This is a genomic window from Stieleria tagensis, from assembly GCF_024129865.1.
GTDB classification, from domain to species: domain Bacteria; phylum Planctomycetota; class Planctomycetia; order Pirellulales; family Pirellulaceae; genus Stieleria; species Stieleria tagensis.
This window is the reverse complement of the sequence record NZ_JAMYFE010000129.1, coordinates 1-16,581: the sequence shown is the minus strand read 5'-3', so window position 1 is coordinate 16,581 and position 16,581 is coordinate 1. Positions and strand designations below refer to the sequence as shown.

Genomic DNA, 16,581 nt, shown 5'->3' with positions numbered 1-16,581 from the left:
TGTGCGTGCGGTGGAGGAGATCTGAACCGTGGCCGGTCCAGCTACGGTGGGATGGAACGTCGCTGATCCCACCAGGGTTCAGTCGGCCTGATGTGCGTGCGGTGGAGGAGATCTGAACCGTGGCCGGTCCAGCTACGGGAACGCACCGCCCTTGAATCTCCAAACTCTATTTAATGGCTACCGGTGCGGCTTCCGTTGCGTTCAGATGATCAGCGTAGACTTTGGCGATGTCGCCCATGTAGTTGGCGGGGGCATGTTTAGCGGCGGCGGACAGGTGTTTTTTGGCGGCCGCTTGGTCGCCTTGCGCGTCGGCATACAATCCCAAATAGAATTCGCCATAAAACTGCGCCGATTTGGCATCGGGATCGGCTGCGGAAAAGGAGGCCATACGATCTTTCACTGCCTGAATGTCTCCACTATTTAGCATCGCTAACACCTCTTCCATTGGCGGCCTGGGATCACTGGGCGCAGGCAATAACAGCTGTTTCGCTTTGGCCGCTGAATCCTGTTTGGCAACACACAGATAGTGCCACGCCGCATTTTCGACGTCGTGCGGATTGACTTTGCGATGCACTTCGAATTGCTGCGCCCCGTCGGCATAGCGACCGACGAAATACAGCGCGATCCCGCGCTGCCAAAGGTACGGTTTGGAACGCGGTTGGGCGGCAATGTATTGATCGAACAATTCGGTAGCGCGGCGGACGTCGCCGCAGCGGAGCAGGGTGTCGGCGGCACTCAGCCGATCCTCGTCATCGGTCGCTGCATCGGCCAGTTCACCGGCCAACCGCGCCGCGGTTTTGTAGTCCTGCTGGCGCAACGCATCCCGAGCCCCCGTCGACAGTGCGCGACGATCGGCAGCGGTCGTGTCGGCAGCGGATTGGGCTTCACACACCAAAGTGGTGACCCAGACAACACTCAGCAAAATTGCAGCTCGAATCAACGTCATGGTTCCAACCGATGGGGTGACTGCGGACCTGTGGTGTGAACAACTGTTCGGATCAAAGCAAGCCCAGCCGACTGGGCGTCTACTTGGCGACAACTTCCAACAGTTCGATCGCCGGTTCGCCGTCGCAGTAGATCAATGCGGTGCGTCCGTAGAGTGTTTCACCGACGTCGGTCTTTAGAAAACCTGCCAGTGCCGGACCGGCTTGGATTTCCCACAATTCGCACAGCTGGACTTCGCGCAACACGTTGTGCTCGATCAACACGCGACCGAGCGGTGTTTGCCGGGATTCGATTCGTTTCCAAACCTCTGGCGCAAGCGCCGCGACGTTCAATCGCACGATCCCGTACTGCACGACCTGTCCGGTGGTCTGGGTCTGCAACGTGATCTCGCGAACGTACCAATCACCGTCTTCGTCGGTGTGCCGATGATGGCGATGGACCACGACATCCACCTTGTCACCATGGTGCGATTCCACCGTCACGGTCATGTGTGCGTTGTGATCCAGCAATTCCGAGTAGGGCGACGGCAGATCGGTTGCTGATTGGCAACGTCCCAATTCATCGAATCCCGTCGCGGGATCATAAAACTCCGCCAACAAAGTTTCGATTTTGACGTCGGCGTCATCTCTGGAAAGCCCAGCAACCATCTACTTGCTCGCAGGAGAAACGGGATGAAACGGAAATTCGGATCGAGCGACAATCAAACCTAGACAACTGCTGCGACGGCGCCCAACGAGACGATTTTTGGGGAACTGATTTCGGGGCGTTCCAATACGGTATCCACTAGGAAGTACAGCAAGCGGCGCAGTGCTTCGGGTTCTAGCTGATCGGCTACCTGTTCGGCCCGCTGTTGGTGTTTATCGACCAGTCGAAACGCGGTCTCAAACACACCGGCTTTTTCGTACAACCGACGAACCGCCGCCAAACGTGCCGAGTCACTGAGCGAACACTCCGAATCAGCCAGCGACAACAGTTCGGCTTGTCCGGCTGCGTCGAGCGATTCCAGTGCAAGCGCCCACAACAACGTTGGTCGTCCACCAAACACATCCCCACCGGCGGACAGTTTGTTGTCGTCGTCGCCGGCAAAGTCACCCAGGTCATTGAGAATCTGGAACGCCACGCCCAGGTTGCGGCTGAACGTTCGAATCGCGTCGCGATAGGCGGCCGCGCTGCCGCTGGCATCGCCTTCGGCATCATCGTCGCAACCCAGACGCACGCCACTGAACAAGGCGGCTTCGAACGCCGGAGACGTTTTCAAGGAATAGATCTTCAACGCATCCAGGGGCGTTAACCGCCGGTCGGTGCCGTCACGCCACAGCAGTTCGGCGCCTTGGCCTTCGCCCAGTCGCGTGTGTGCGGCGGCCAGACAATCCAGCACGTCGATCTGCGCCGCCGGCGATGCACCGCCCATCGCAGATCGGTCACTGATCAATCGGTACCCCATTCCGACCAGGTAGTCGCCGACGTTGATCGCCGTGGGAACGCCAAAGGTTTTGTGCAACGACGGCTGGCCGTAGCGAAACGCGTCGTCATCTTCGATGTCGTCGTGAACCAAGCTGGCTTTGTGAAAGGTTTCGATGCTGAGTGCTGCGCGGCGAACCGCGGGCGGCAATTTTTCCAATGCCATCGCCGCATCGCTGCCGGTGCATTCGCCGCCGGTCATCGCGTCATAGGCCGCCATCGTAATGAACGGGCGCGAGTGTTTGCCGCCGCGGGTCAAGAAATCAAAAGCGATGTGTTCGGTGGCTGCGATTGCATCCATCCCGGCGACTGATTCGGCGCTCAATTCACCGCTGCCAAGGATCCCGTTGCTACGCAATCGAGGGGCAACGCGATCGAGTGTTTCGGAAGTCAACAGATCGCCGGCGGCCCGCATCAGGTGGACATAGCTGCGGGTTTCTTGTTTGGCGGGTTTGTACGGCGTGCGAATCATCTGGTCGACCCACGGCTCATCGACTTTGGTGTTGCGGCAATCACTGCTCAGCAACGGCACTGCCATGCAGGGAATCCCGGCCAACAAGACCTTGTCGATCGCTTTTTCCAGCACGTTCAAACAGGCCACACCGATGACCGCATCGACATAGCCGCCGACGATGATCTTCAGCACGACGGGAGACCCTTCGGCGACCAACACGCGGTAGCCCATTTCTTCGGCCAGCCCGCGAAAGTCAGCGATGCTGCAAGCACCGCATTCTTTGCAGTTCATGCCGAACTCGTCGTATTCGGCCGGGCAGCCTTCGGCGTGTTTCAGACAGTGCGGCAATAAGAACAAACGTCGTTCTGGCGGAACGCCTTCCAGGGCATGACGCCAAAACGAGGTGCTGATCATCACCATCACCCATCCCAAATAGGATTCTGGCAGATCGGCTTCCTCCAGCATTCGGCGAGAGATCTGTTCCAGTTCGTCCTTGGTCATCGGCACGCTGCGGTCCAGCCGGTCGGCGACCTGTTGGCACCGGGCGCGCAGACTCTCACGCATTTCCAGCGTCTCGGGGACCTCTTTCAAATGGCTGGTCTTGCGACGTTTACTACGCGTCACCACGCCGGAGTCCGCGGGCGACTTCCCAGACGTGTCCGAAACAGTTTGATTTGGTGTGGTATCGGAAGAGCTAAATCCGGTCGACAAACCGATTACCTCGAGGCGAGACGGGTGGGCGGGATGATGAAATACAGGGGACCGAATTCTAATTCAGTGATTCAGACCGTTCATCGTCATGGTTCGCGTCGGTGGCACGGAGAAACGTTCCCAGTGCCGCGGCGGTGAATATCAATGGGTAGAGGGCTTCGTGATACCAGAGCTTGGCAAAATAAAACCCGATCGGCCAAGCGATCCGGTGGCGGCGATCCTCCACCGCATGCGACAGAAAATCGACTCCGCGTAGTATAGACGCCAGGAGGGGTTCGTTCCCAGCGGCGGCATGAATTGATTGTGGATCCGCCTCCGCTTGTGTTAACCCGCCCGGCGGCGAATCGTACCGGCCAGTCTGGGATTCTAGGGGATCCGGCAATCCGCCCCCCCGATTGCGTCGCAAGCATGCCGCCAACGCCTCGACCGCCAGCGCCGTCTCCTCCACGCTGCTGACCAGCCCCGGTGGGCATTCGGCAGCAATTCCCGCGATCTCCGGCGGCGTTTTTCCCGCTCGCACACCATCGACCGGGGCAATTTTTTCGGCCAGCGAAACACCGCCCCCCCAACCACCGTCGCTGTTTTGGCAACCCATCAGGAATTCGATCGCCGATTCAGCAGACGCGTCCAAAGAATTGTTGGGCAACGTTTCAGCGGCCATCAGCACTTTGGCCGTCCCATAGACCGGATTCGATTCGTCCGAGCGATCTTGATTGCCGAACCACAGCGGCATCCAGGAACCGTCCGCATTCTGCTGGTTGCGCAAAAATTGACGCCCCCGCGCCACAGCTCGGCTGGGGGCGGTACTGTTTTCTGCGTTACTTTCGGTTGCAACCATCGCGCGAATCGCGTGGGCGGTCAGATCGGTGCTGCTACGATCGAACGGCAATTTCCCCCAGCCACGGCAAAACGTCGGCCAGCCACCGTTGCGATTCTGCAATTTCAACAACCAACCGATGCCGGCTTGGGATGCGACATTCATTTCGCGCTTGAGTTCCCGCGAGGCGAAAGGCTTCATTTGCTCAATCGCCAAGATGGCGGCCGGTGTGTCGTCACTGTCTGGAACCGCACCGGACAGATCGGTCCAGCCCCAACCGCCGGGTTCGGCACCGGTAAAGGGATGCCGCCGTTTGTGTTGGCAATCCAAGTGCCAGCGGGCCAGGGCGTCGCTATACCAGCGGCCGTCATCGTCCGGATCCGCGGCCAAGGCGTGTATCGAAAGCGATGTCACCCAAGTCGCCAAATTGGTGTCGATGGGCCAACTGCCATCGGGCAGCATCGATGACTTTAGAAAACGCAGGCCATTTTGCACCACGGCCAGCCCGCAGCGATCGGTCGCCGCCAAACTCATCACCACAAACGCGGTCAACGGAGTCGCTTCCAGATAGCCACCACTCTCGGGTTGCATGCTGTCCAAAACCCCAAGTGTCCGCGCAATGCACCGTGCACGGATCTGCCGCAGAGGCCAGAATGCCCGACGCCCCAAAAAGTGTCGTGCTTGGCCGATCGCGACCAATGCCGGGATCGCATAGCTGACCACCGGCATCTGCAAAAACCGGTACATCGATTGCGGAAAGATCGCCGCTTCAAACGGCAGTGCCGCGACATCGTCCCAAGAAATCAAACCGGCGATGGCCATGTTATTCATGATCGGGACCACGAACGTTTTGTCCGTGCCGTACCGCTCTCGCAGCCCCTCCAATCGCCCGGCGCTGTCCAAATAACGGTTCAATCGGTCCAGCGAATCGTCACTCAGCGGGGTTTCGCCGACCGCCAACGCCAACGCCGACGCGGCGGCCACTAAGTAGCTGGTGGCAATGTTCGAATGGCTGCGATCGGTGTCACCAAATCCGCCGTCTGCATTCTGTTGACCGGCCAGGTATTGCATGCCGCTGCGAACCAACGGCCGCAGCTGCCCCGGGTCGGCCGGCTGTGCCGCAGTGCCACCGCTTGTCCCCGTCACACCGCCGCGAGACTCGCTGACCAACACAGCCGCCATCGCGCTAACGGCCGTGGCGGTGCTGAGCGCCGATGACGCCAATCGCCCCGTCCAGTGGCCTTGGGGATGCCTGGCGTCTAATAATTCACCGCGGACTTGATCCAGCGTCTGGCGACAGCGCTGCCGGACTTGTTCAATCGGTCGGGTGGGGGGAATCAGTGACATCGTTGCAGTCTAGCGAGGATGCCAAGCGTTGATCAGGCGACCATTGATCGGTTATTTCCCAACTGGTACGCTCGTTCGCTGAAGTTGCCAGACCTGGCGGACCCTGATTCTGATAATACAAATAAATTGATAGCTCCAAATCGCGCTTCTGAATTGCCCGACGACCAGCGCATCGTCATCACCGGGATCGGTCTGACGTCACCCAATGGCAATGACTGGGATTCCTATCGCCAGGCCTTGCTGGAAAATCGTAGCGGCGTGCAACCGTACGAGATCCGTTACTTTGGCAAAACGCTGGCCGGCATCTGTGATTTCGACGCGCTGCGTTATCAATCCAAAAAAGATGTCCGCCGCGGCACTCGAGCCGGCAGCGTCGGCGTTTACACCGCCAACGAAGCGGTCAAACATTCCGGTTTGGATTGGGAAAACGTCGACAAGTCACGCGTCGGGATCTATGTCGGAGTCACCGAACACGGAAACGTGGAAACGGAAAACGAGATCTATGTGATCAAAGGTTTCGATTACGACACCAGTTGCTGGTCGCATCACCACAATCCACGGACCGTCGCCAACAATCCGGCCGGCGAAATCGCGTTGAACATGGGGATCACCGGCCCCCACTACACCATCGGAGCCGCCTGTGCGGCGGGCAATGCGGGGATCATTCAAGGCGCCCAAATGCTTCGCCTGAACGAATGTGATTTGGCGATCGCCGGTGGCACCAGTGAAAGCATCCACACGTTTGGGATTTTTGCCAGTTTTAACAGCCAGAACGCATTGGCCAGCCACGACGACCCGACCAAAGCCTCGCGGCCGTTTGACGTCGATCGCAGTGGGATCGTGGTCGCCGAAGGCGGTTGCCTGTACACGCTGGAACGGCTGAGCGATGCCAAGCGACGTGGCGCCGAAATCTACGGCGAACTGGTCGGTTATGCGATGAACACCGACGCCACCGATTTTGTGCTGCCCAACCCCGAACGGCAGGCCCAATGCGTGAACATGGCGCTCGATCGAGCCGGTTTGCATGCCGACCAAATCGATTTGGTCAGCACACACGCAACGGGCACCTCCAGTGGTGATTCCCAGGAATGCCTGGCGCTGCGCGAGGTGTTTGGCGAGTGCGAAAACGTTCGCATCAACAACACCAAAAGCTACATCGGGCACGCCATGGGGGCCGCCGGAGCACTGGAATTGGCCGGCAACCTGCCCGCGTTCCGTGACTCGGTCGTGCACCCGACGATCAACGTCGACACCCTGGACGAGAGCTGCCGGTTGCCCGGGTTGGTATTGAACGAAGCCCAGGAGAACCGCAAAGTCGACTACATCCTGAACAACTCTTTCGGCATGCTGGGGATCAATTCCGTCGTCATCATCGGCAGGGTCTAAGGGCGCGCGCGCGCCAACCGCAGAACTGTTGTAGTTCACCCGGGGTTCCAAATGGGTAGCACGCGCGAAGCTGCACGACCTCCCCCGCGGGAGAGTGAACAGATCGAAGTCGCGATTTGCCGATCCTTTTGAGTTGAAACGTCAGTTTAGCGCTGGCTTCTAAACGCGTGAGCGAGGGATTCAGGGCATAAACGGGATCCCTCGCTGGCGCGTCGGATTACCAAAAACCAATGCCCCACGCCAAAGCGCAACCTCAAACCGTAAAACAGAGGTTTGCTGGATTAATCCCCTCCCTCGGCAGAATGGCGTTCGTCGGAAGAAAGCCGTCGAATCCACAGAATCCGGGATTTCGGCCACTTCGACATCTGAGCGTTTGCCGCTAAGATTCAAGGCTTGGTAGTTCCCACCCACGATCACCGCCTTTCTTTGACCCCAGATAGCAATGACGCCCGCTGAAATCCGCGACGAAATCCTGGACATCCTTGAAGACATCTCGCCGGACGAAGATCTGGATGGTTTGAAAGATGACGTGCCATTCCGCGACCAGCTGGAATTGGACAGCATGGATTTCTTGGACATTGTGATGGAATTGCGCAAGCGATACCGCGTCCAGATCCCCGAAGAAGACTACGGGGCACTCGCCAGCATGGGATCCACGGTGGAGTATCTGGAGCCCAAAATGCGTGACATTGTGAAGTCGTGACCGAGTCCAACGCCAGCGATCATTACGACACAATCATCATCGGTGCCGGGATGAGCGGCTTGGCCGCCGGAATACGCTTGGCACACTTCGATCAACGTGTTTGCATTCTCGAACGGCACTACACGATCGGCGGACTGAACTCGTTTTACCGCATGGGCGGCCGCGACTACGACGTCGGTCTGCACGCGATGACCAACTTCGCCAAACGCGGCGATAAAAAAGGCCCGCTGGCCAAATTGATTCGCCAACTGCGGTTCCGCTGGGACGACTTCAAACTGGCCGAACAAATCGGTTCCTCGATCCGATTCCCCGGTGTCTCGCTGGACTTCACCAACGACATTGAACTGTTGGAAACCGAGATCGAACAGCGGTTTCCCGGCCAGATCGACGGCTTTCGCTCGTTGTGCGATTCGCTGCTGGACTATTCCGACATGGACGGCGGCGACCAGCGGTTCATGCGCTCGGCCCGCGAGGTGATGGCCGAACACATCAGCGAACCGCTGCTGATCGAAATGTTGCTGTGCCCGCTGATGTGGTACGGCAACGCCCGCGAGAACGACATGGACTTTGGCCAGTTCTGCATCATGTTCCGGGCCTGTTACCTAGAGGGTTTTGGGCGGCCCTTTAAAGGCGTCCGCATGATCCTGAAAAACCTGGTCCGCAAATTTCGTGGGCTCGGCGGCGAACTGAAACTCCGTAGCGGCGTGGCAAAGATCCATGTCGACAACGGCCGCGCGGTCGGCGTCGTTTTGGACGACGGCACCGAATTGACCGGTACACGCATCCTGTCCTCAGCCGGCAACGTGGAAACCATGCGGATGTGCGACGACATCACCGAAGTCGACGTGGCGCGGGCCGGAAAACTGTCGTTCATCGAATCGATTTCGGTGCTCGATCGGATGCCGCAGTCGTTTGGATTTGACCGCACGATCGTGTTCTACAACGACAGCGAATCGTTTCATTGGAGCCGTCCGGAACACTCACTGTGCGACGCTCGCACCGGTGTGATCTGTTCGCCAAACAACTACATCTATGACGGCGATGAAGGCGAGTTGCCCGACGGGGTCGTACGGATCACCACGCTGGCCAACCACGACCGCTGGTGTGCGCTGCCGGACGACAAATACCAAGCCGAAAAAGTACGGCAATATGAAGCCGCCGTGGCTTCGTCGGTCCGGTTCATGCCGGACTTTCGCCGCTATGTGGTCGACACCGACGTGTTCACCCCCAAAACCATCCGCCGTTTCACCTGGCATGACAACGGCGCCGTCTATGGGGCGCCGCAAAAGCAACTGGATGGCACCACGCATTTGCCCAATGTCTTTCTGTGCGGCACCGACCAAGGATTCGTGGGCATTGTCGGCGCAATCGTCAGCGGCATCAGCATGGCCAACCGCCACTGCCTGCAAGTCCAGTAGGCCAGGTGAAACCTGGCGCTGGCTGCAATTCGATCCCCGCCAGGTTGCACCTGGCCTACTAAAAAACACTGCCGGCGGATGGGCCGACAGGCAGTAGAGTAGGCCAGGTGAAACCTGGCGCTGACTGCGATTCGATCCACGCCAGGTTGCACCGGGCCTACTAATAAACACTGCCGGCGGATGGGCCGACAGGCAGTAGAGTAGTCCAGGTGAAACCTGGCGCTGACTGCAACTCGATCTCCGCCAGGTTGCACCTGGCCTACTAAAAAACACTGACAGCGGATGGGCCGATAGGCAGTAGAGTAGGCCAGGTGAAACCTGGCGCTGCCTGCAATTCGATCCCCGCCAGGTTGTATTGGGTTTATTAAAAAACACCGACAGCGGATGGGCCGATAGGCAGTAGAGTAGGCCAGGTGAAACCTGGCGCTGCCTGCAATTCGATCCCCGCCAGGTTGCACCGGGCCTACTAAAAAACACCGACAGCGGATGGGCCGACAGGCAGTAGAGTAGGCCAGGTGAAACCTGGCGCTGCCTGCAATTGGATCCCCGCCAGGTTGCACCTGGCCTACTAAGAAACACCGACAGCGGATGGGCCGATAGGCAGTAGAGTAGGCCAGGTGAAACCTGGCGCTACCTGCAACTCGATCTCCGCCAGGTTGCACCGGGCCTATTAAAAAACACTGCCGGCGGATGGGCCGGCAGTGTTTGCGAAACGCTAGCAGGTTCGATTCGAACTAGCTGTTTTTGATCGCTGCTTGAGCAGCAGCCAAACGTGCGATTGGCACGCGGAACGGGCTGCAGCTGACGTAGTTCAATCCGGCACGGTGGCAGAATTCAACCGAACTGGGCTCGCCGCCGTGTTCGCCACAAATACCGACTTTCAAATCGGGCTTGGTCGAACGACCTTTCTGGACACCCATTTCGACCAGTTGGCCGACACCGGTTTGGTCGAGCGCTTGGAACGGATCGACTTCCAGGATTTCTTGCTCCAAGTAATCGGGCAAGAACCCACCGACATCATCACGGCTGTAGCCGAATGTCATTTGGGTCAGGTCATTGGTGCCAAAGCTGAAGAAGTCCGCGTACTCGGCGACTTCATCAGCCGTCAGGCAAGCCCGTGGGATTTCGATCATGGTACCGATGGAGATATTCAGATCGCCCTCGAACTTCTTGGCTTCGACGGTCGCCGCGATGGTCTCTTCGACCTTCTTTCGCAACAGCGCCAATTCCTTGTAAGTTCCGACGAGCGGAATCATGATTTCCGGCAATGCCTTGATCTTCTTGCCGGCACAGTTGATGGCCGCTTCGGTGATCGCCCGAACCTGCATTTCCAGGATTTCGGGATAGGTGATGCTCAAACGGCAACCGCGGTGGCCGAGCATCGGGTTGGCTTCATGAAGCGCTTCATTGCGTTTCTTGATGTCGGCGGGTTTCACACCCAACTGAGCGGCCATTTCCTTTTGCGCGCCGGCTTCGTGCGGCAGGAATTCGTGCAACGGCGGATCCAGCAAGCGAATCGTCACGCTCAGTCCGTCCATGGCTTTGAAGATGCCTTCGAAATCTTTGCGTTGGAACGGCAGCAATTTCTTCAGCGATTCACGACGTTTGTCTTCGTCTTCGGCCAAGATCATCGCACGCATGTGGATGATGCGATCGGGTTCAAAGAACATGTGCTCGGTACGGCACAGTCCGATGCCTTCGGCACCAAAGTCACGAGCACGCTTGCTATCGGCCGGCGAATCGGCGTTGGTGCGAACATTCATCGTGCGAAACTGGTCGGCCCACTTCATCAATTTCGAGAAGTCGCCAGACAACTTGGGTTCCTGTGTTTCCACAGCACCCAGCATGACTTCGCCGGTGGTTCCATCCAGGCTGATCATCACTTTGCCGTTGTAGGTCTTTCCGTTGACCTTGATCTTCTTGCCTTTTTCGTCGATGTGAACGTCACCGGCACCGGCGACACAACACTTGCCCCACCCGCGAGCGACCACAGCGGCGTGGCTGGTCGCCCCACCGGTGCTGGTCAAAATGCCGACGGCGGCACTCATGCCGTCGACGTCTTCGGGGCTGGTTTCGCGGCGAACCAGGATCACGTCTTCGCCAGCGTCTTTCCGCTCGCGAGCTTCTTCGGCGGTGAACACCATCATGCCGACAGCAGCACCGGGCGACGCATTGATACCTTTGCACAAGACTTCGGCGGCGTTCCGCGCGGTGGTCTTGAAACTGGGCAACAGCAATTGGGTCAGCGCATTCGGGGGAACCCGCATCACCGCTTCTTTTTCGTCGATCAGGCCTTCTTTGACCAAGTCACAAGCGATCTTGACCGCGGCGATCCCGGTTCGTTTTCCGGACCGTGTTTGCAGCATGTACAGTGTGCCACGTTCGATCGTGAACTCGATGTCCTGCATTTCTGCATAGTGGTTTTCGAGTGTCTTTTTGATATCCAGCAATTCTTTGTGGATCGCACGATTCCACTTGGGCATTTCCGCAACGGGTTGCGGGGTGCGGATCCCAGCCACGACGTCTTCACCCTGAGCATTGATCAGGAATTCGCCGTAGAACTTGTTTTCGCCGGTGTTCGGATTGCGGGTGAACGCCACGCCGGTGCCGGAATCATCGCCCATGTTTCCATAGACCATCGACTGCACGTTGACGGCGGTACCGAGCAGGTTGCGAATGCCTTCGATCTCGCGGTACTTGACCGCACGTTCGGTGTTCCAGGAACCGAAAACGGCTTTGATAGCCAATTCCAGTTGGGTCACTGGATCCTGAGGGAATTCGTGGCCGGTGTGCTCTTTGAAGACGGCCTTGTAGGCTTCGCACAACTCTTTCAGCCCTTCGGCGGGGACCTCGGTGTCGTCGTCGACCTTGTACTTCTTTTTAATCTTGTCGAATGCTTTTTCGAACTGGTGATGGTCCATGCCCACCACCACGTCGCCGAACATGTTGATCAAACGACGATAGGCGTCGTAGGCAAACCGTTCGTTCTTGGTGGCCTTGGCCAAACCTTCCACTGCGGTGTCGTTGAGCCCCAGGTTCAGAATCGTGTTCATCATGCCGGGCATGCTGACCGCGGCACCCGAGCGAACGCTGACCAGCAACGGATTCGAATCGTCACCGAATTTCTTGGAAAGCTCTTTCTCTAGCTTTTTGACGGCTTTTCCGACCTCGTCCATCAACCCCTCGGGCAGTTTCTCGCCGCCTTTGACGTATTGATCGCAGACCTCGGTGGTGATTGTGAATCCGGGAGGGACCGGCAGGCCGATCGAAGTCATCTCGGCTAGGTTCAATCCTTTACCGCCGAGCAGATTTTTGGGTTTGCCTTTGCCTTCGGTTTTTGTTTTACCGAAGTAATAGACCATCTTGTTCGCCATGGTTGTTCTCTATCGAAACCGTCTCAGAAGGGGCGTGAGTGCGCGGCGGAAATCGGAGGCGATTGCCGCAAAACTCGGAGGAAATTAGTAGACATCCGGATGGAATCGGGGGCGTTTGGCTCGGCATGGTGAAGCCGCGAGTTCCCGATCAGGGAAGTCGCCATAGTCGCCCGATTCAATCACCTGGTCCCGCCGAGCGGGCCTAAATCTATTTGCGACAACCGGTTTGGTCAATGAGGAGGTCGCACAAGGGGGCTCCAAAACCGGGCAAAGACGCCCATTTTGGACCAATCGATCATCAGCCAACTCGCCGACTCAGGTCTTTCGGATCCGTGAATCGCTGAACGTTAGCTCACAAATGGTGCACAAGTTGCCGCACAAATCCGAAAATCCCTGACGAATCAAATCGCCCGGGGACAGACCCCAAATCGGGCTCGGCTTGTCTGCGGTACATCCCTACAATTCCCATCTTCATTCAGCAACCGTACACGCATCGTCACTCAACTACCGCCCTTTGACCACCGTGACTCACCCCGCCAGCCAACTTCGCGTTTACAACACCCTTTCCAAAACGAAAGAGCCGTTCCAGCCGATCGCGCCGCCAGCGGTCGGGATCTACCTGTGTGGACCCACCGTTTACGCGGAATCCCACATCGGCCACATGGTCGGACCGGTGATTTTCGACACCGTCAAACGCTACCTGCGGTACTGCGGGTACGATGTCACTTGGGTCGTCAACATCACCGATGTCGATGACAAGTTGATCAACAAGAGCAAGGAACGCGGCATCCCGGTCTCGCAAATCGCAACCGAAATGACCGCGGACTACTTGGCCAATTTGCGAGAATTGGGCGTCAACCAGATCGATTACATGCCGCGGGCGACCGATCACATGACGCACATCATCGAATTCATCGAGCAGCTGATCGAAAAAGATCACGCTTACGAAGTCGATGGCGATGTGTTTTTTGACGTGGTCAAAGACCCCAACTACGGTCAACTGTCTAACCGCAACCTGGATGACCAACAGGGCGAAGGCGGCGGCGCGGCGGCCAAGAAGCGTTCGGCCGGCGATTTTGCACTCTGGAAATCCGCCAAGCCTGGCGAGATTTCCTGGGACAGCCCCTGGGGCGCCGGACGCCCCGGCTGGCACATCGAATGCTCGGCGATGAGTCACCAAATCTTGGGCGACACGTTTGATATCCACGGTGGCGGATTGGATCTGCTGTTCCCCCACCACGAAAACGAACTGGCACAAAGCGGCTGCTGCCATGACGCCCCGATGGTCAAGTACTGGATGCACAACGGACTGATGCGGGCTCCCGCCAAAGGCAAGGTGGGCGGCAAAAGCGATCGCGAGAGCGAAACCGCCGATGACATCGCCGATGCTGACCAAGCCGCCGCGGGAAAAATCAGTCGCTCCAAAGGCGACGGCGGTCTGAGCAGTTTGATCCGCCGGCACACCGGCACCCGCATCCGATTCTTCCTGCTGCGGACTCACTATCGCAGCACGATCGTTTATAGCGAAGAAGGCTTGGAAGAGGCCGGTACGGCACTCGACGGTTTCTATCGATTGTTTGACCGCTGTGAAGAAATCAGTGGACGATCGTTCTACGACGACTCGGATTTGAATCCCGCCCGAACTCGCAGCGAAGGTGACTTTGATCCGGGAGACGATCAACTGCTGCAACAAGCCCAGCAGCTGCGGGAAAAATTCTTGACCGCGATGGACGATGATTTTAACTCCGGGTTGGCGATCAGCACCTTGTTCGACTGGCTGCGATTGCTGAATCGATTCATCGACGAAAACGCACTGGCCGCCGGAGCCGATGTCGATTCGCCCAGCGTTGTTTCGCTGGTCTCCGCACTGCGAACCCTGAAAGAACTGACCAACGTGCTGGGGCTGTTCGTCAAACCACCGATCGCCGGCGGAGGCGACGATGACTCCCAAGCCCTGCTGGACAAAACGATCCACCTGCTGATCGATCTTCGCAAAGAAGCCCGCGAGCGCAAGGACTACGCCACCGGCGATGCGATCCGCGACCGCCTGGGCGAACTGGGCGTCTCGCTGCTGGACAAAAAAGAAGGCACCAGTTGGGAATTGACCTCATGAATCCCACCGCGGCGGTCAAGCTGGGCGGCGCCGCAGCAAACCAGCCGCCGGTCACGATTCTGGGCATCGATCCCGGATTGAACACCAGCGGATACGGTGTGATCCGTGTCCAGAAAGGGCAATTCCAGTTGATCGAAGCCGGGATCGTTCGTAGCAAAGCCAAAGCAGCGATCGAAGACAAGTTGTTGGAAATCCACACCGGCATGACGGAGATCCTGCAACAGCATCGTCCCGATTTTATGGCCATCGAACAACTGTTTACCCATTATTCGCGGCCCACCACTGCGATCCTGATGGGCCACGCCCGCGGCGTCATCTGCCTGGCCGCCGGGTCCGCTGGCGTTCCCGTCAAAAGCTTTGAACCGACCCGAGTGAAAAAGGTCATGACCGGCAACGGACATGCCCCCAAAAGCCAAATGCAGCTGGCCGTCAAACTGCAACTGAAATTGCACGAGGTCCCCGAGCCGGCCGACATCGCCGATGCGCTGGCGATTGCGATTTGCGGATTCCATCTCAGTCACAACCCGCTGCTAGCCTGATTTCCAACTGCGGATGGCTTGCCCCAACAGCGACGTCACCTGCTCCATTGACCCCTTCTTTGCCTGGAAACGATTCGTGATCCTGACCATTGCCGGAAAACTAACCCACGTCACCGAATCATCGATCGTGATCGAATCCGCACCGTTCGAATACGAAGTCCTGGTCGGCGACTACACCCGTCGACAATTGCAAACGCAACTCGGTCAGGACATCAAGTTGCACACAATGGACTATATCGAAGGCAATGCGCAAGGCGGCGGTCGGCTGACACCGCGACTGGTCGGATTCGCCACCGAACCCGAGCGACAATTCTTTGACCTGTTCTGCAGCGTTGATGGAGTGGGTGTCAAGAAAGCACTGCGAGCGATGGTGCGTCCGGTCAAAGAACTGGCCGTGATGATCGAACAACAAGACGCCAAAGGCCTATCGGCCCTGCCAGGGGTCGGGCCGGCGACCAGCGAACGAATCATTGCCAAATTGCGTCGCAAGATGCCGCGTTTCGCACTGATGGTCGACCAGGTCACACCGGCCGGCGAAACGGATTCACTGGCCAACCAAGTCGTCAGCGAAACGTTCGACGCGCTGATCACACTCGGTCACAGCGAAGCCGACGCGCGACGACTGATCGACGAAGCGATCGCAGGCAAGAAGAAATTCAAAGACACCGAGTCGTTGCTGACCGCGATCTACCAAAAATCCAGCTAACGATTTTCGCAGCATCCGCGAGCCCCGACACGTTCCTTCCCACCATAGCTGGACCGGCCACGGTTCAGATCTCCTCCATCGCACGCACACCAGACCGACTGAACCCTGGCGGGATCAGCTACGTTCCATCCCACCGTAGCTGGAACGGCCACGGTTCAGATCTCCTTCATCGCACGCGCACCAGACCGACTGAACCCTGGCGGGATCAGCGACGTTCCTTCCCACCGTAGCTGGACCGGCCACGGTTCAGATCTCCTCCAACGCACGCACATCAGGCCGACTGAACCCTGGCGGGATCAGCGACGTTCCTTCCCTCCGTAGCTGGACCGGCCACGGTTCAGATCTCCTTCATCGCACGCACACCAGACCAACTGAACCCTGGCGTGATCAGCTACGTTCCTTCCCACCGTAGCTGGACCGGCCACGGTTCAGATCTCCTCCAACGCACGCACATCAGGCCGACTGAACCCTGGCGGGATCAGCGACGTTCCTTCCCTCCGTAGCTGGACCGGCCACGGTTCAGATCTCCTCCACCGCACGCACACCAGACCAACTGAACCCTGGCGGGATCAGCTACGTTCCATCCCACCGTAGCTGGAACGGCCAC

11 protein-coding genes are annotated in these 16,581 nt (G+C 58.2%); 6 read left to right on the top strand and 5 right to left on the bottom strand.

The genetic code is table 11. The features are described from left to right. Positions 1 to 166: 166 nt before the first annotated feature. The 4 genes from NHH03_RS25645 to NHH03_RS25630 form a co-directional block, all read right to left on the bottom strand. Positions 167 to 946, bottom strand: a complete 780-nt coding sequence (locus tag NHH03_RS25645; protein ID WP_253161147.1) for a tetratricopeptide repeat protein — start codon at positions 944 to 946, stop codon at positions 167 to 169. Positions 947 to 1,025: 79 nt separating this feature from the next. Further along, entirely contained in the window at positions 1,026 to 1,592 is a 567-nt protein-coding gene (locus tag NHH03_RS25640) for a hypothetical protein (RefSeq protein ID WP_253161145.1), read from the bottom strand. Between the two features lie 59 nt (positions 1,593 to 1,651). Beyond that, positions 1,652 to 3,424, bottom strand: coding sequence for a DUF116 domain-containing protein (locus NHH03_RS25635; protein ID WP_253161157.1), 1,773 nt, complete (start codon positions 3,422 to 3,424; stop codon positions 1,652 to 1,654). A gap of 205 nt (positions 3,425 to 3,629) precedes the next feature. Beyond that, complete coding sequence (locus tag NHH03_RS25630) at positions 3,630 to 5,735, bottom strand: prenyltransferase/squalene oxidase repeat-containing protein (RefSeq protein ID WP_253161143.1); 2,106 nt, start codon at positions 5,733 to 5,735, stop codon at positions 3,630 to 3,632. Between the two features lie 126 nt (positions 5,736 to 5,861). Between NHH03_RS25630 and NHH03_RS25625 the strand changes: the two genes are divergently transcribed. The 3 genes from NHH03_RS25625 to NHH03_RS25615 all read left to right on the top strand — a co-directional run bounded on the left by NHH03_RS25625 (position 5,862) and on the right by NHH03_RS25615 (position 9,242). Further along, positions 5,862 to 7,121, top strand: coding sequence for a beta-ketoacyl-[acyl-carrier-protein] synthase family protein (locus NHH03_RS25625; protein ID WP_253161155.1), 1,260 nt, complete (start codon positions 5,862 to 5,864; stop codon positions 7,119 to 7,121). A gap of 442 nt (positions 7,122 to 7,563) precedes the next feature. Continuing rightward, positions 7,564 to 7,824, top strand: coding sequence for an acyl carrier protein (locus tag NHH03_RS25620; RefSeq protein ID WP_253161141.1), 261 nt, complete (start codon positions 7,564 to 7,566; stop codon positions 7,822 to 7,824). Beyond that, positions 7,821 to 9,242: a phytoene desaturase family protein gene (locus tag NHH03_RS25615; RefSeq protein WP_253161139.1), complete on the top strand. Its 1,422-nt coding sequence runs from the start codon at positions 7,821 to 7,823 to the stop codon at positions 9,240 to 9,242. Before NHH03_RS25620 ends, NHH03_RS25615 begins: the two co-directional genes overlap by 4 nt. A gap of 734 nt (positions 9,243 to 9,976) precedes the next feature. Here the strand turns inward: NHH03_RS25615 and ppdK are convergent. Next, positions 9,977 to 12,616: a pyruvate, phosphate dikinase gene (ppdK, locus tag NHH03_RS25610; RefSeq protein ID WP_253161137.1), complete on the bottom strand. Its 2,640-nt coding sequence runs from the start codon at positions 12,614 to 12,616 to the stop codon at positions 9,977 to 9,979. 523 nt (positions 12,617 to 13,139) lie between these two features. On the opposite strand from ppdK, the gene cysS reads away from it, so the two are divergent. The 3 genes from cysS to ruvA all read left to right on the top strand — a co-directional run bounded on the left by cysS (position 13,140) and on the right by ruvA (position 15,974). After that, positions 13,140 to 14,729 (top strand): cysteine--tRNA ligase, encoded by a 1,590-nt coding sequence (cysS, locus tag NHH03_RS25605; RefSeq protein ID WP_253161153.1) that lies wholly within the window; start codon positions 13,140 to 13,142, stop codon positions 14,727 to 14,729. Beyond that, on the top strand, positions 14,726 to 15,268 hold the full coding sequence (gene ruvC, locus NHH03_RS25600; RefSeq protein WP_390895633.1) for a crossover junction endodeoxyribonuclease RuvC: 543 nt from the start codon (positions 14,726 to 14,728) through the stop codon (positions 15,266 to 15,268). The genes cysS and ruvC overlap by 4 nt, the downstream gene beginning before the upstream one ends. Before the next feature lie 76 nt (positions 15,269 to 15,344). Next, a complete protein-coding gene (gene ruvA / locus NHH03_RS25595) occupies positions 15,345 to 15,974 on the top strand; it encodes a Holliday junction branch migration protein RuvA (RefSeq protein WP_253161148.1) in 630 nt (209 codons plus the stop codon). Positions 15,975 to 16,581 lie beyond the last annotated feature (607 nt).

What these genes read in the sequence shown, in the direction of transcription:
- ppdK (WP_253161137.1), bottom strand. Translation starts at nt 12,616, where the DNA reads ATGGCGAACAAGATGGTCTATTACTTCGGTAAAACAAAAACCGAAGGC.
- NHH03_RS25640 (WP_253161145.1), bottom strand. Translation starts at nt 1,592, where the DNA reads ATGGTTGCTGGGCTTTCCAGAGATGACGCCGACGTCAAAATCGAAACT.
- NHH03_RS25645 (WP_253161147.1), bottom strand. Translation starts at nt 946, where the DNA reads ATGACGTTGATTCGAGCTGCAATTTTGCTGAGTGTTGTCTGGGTCACC.
- NHH03_RS25635 (WP_253161157.1), bottom strand. Translation starts at nt 3,424, where the DNA reads ATGCGTGAGAGTCTGCGCGCCCGGTGCCAACAGGTCGCCGACCGGCTG.
- ruvC (WP_390895633.1), top strand. Translation starts at nt 14,726, where the DNA reads ATGAATCCCACCGCGGCGGTCAAGCTGGGCGGCGCCGCAGCAAACCAG.
- NHH03_RS25630 (WP_253161143.1), bottom strand. Translation starts at nt 5,735, where the DNA reads ATGTCACTGATTCCCCCCACCCGACCGATTGAACAAGTCCGGCAGCGC.
- NHH03_RS25620 (WP_253161141.1), top strand. Translation starts at nt 7,564, where the DNA reads ATGACGCCCGCTGAAATCCGCGACGAAATCCTGGACATCCTTGAAGAC.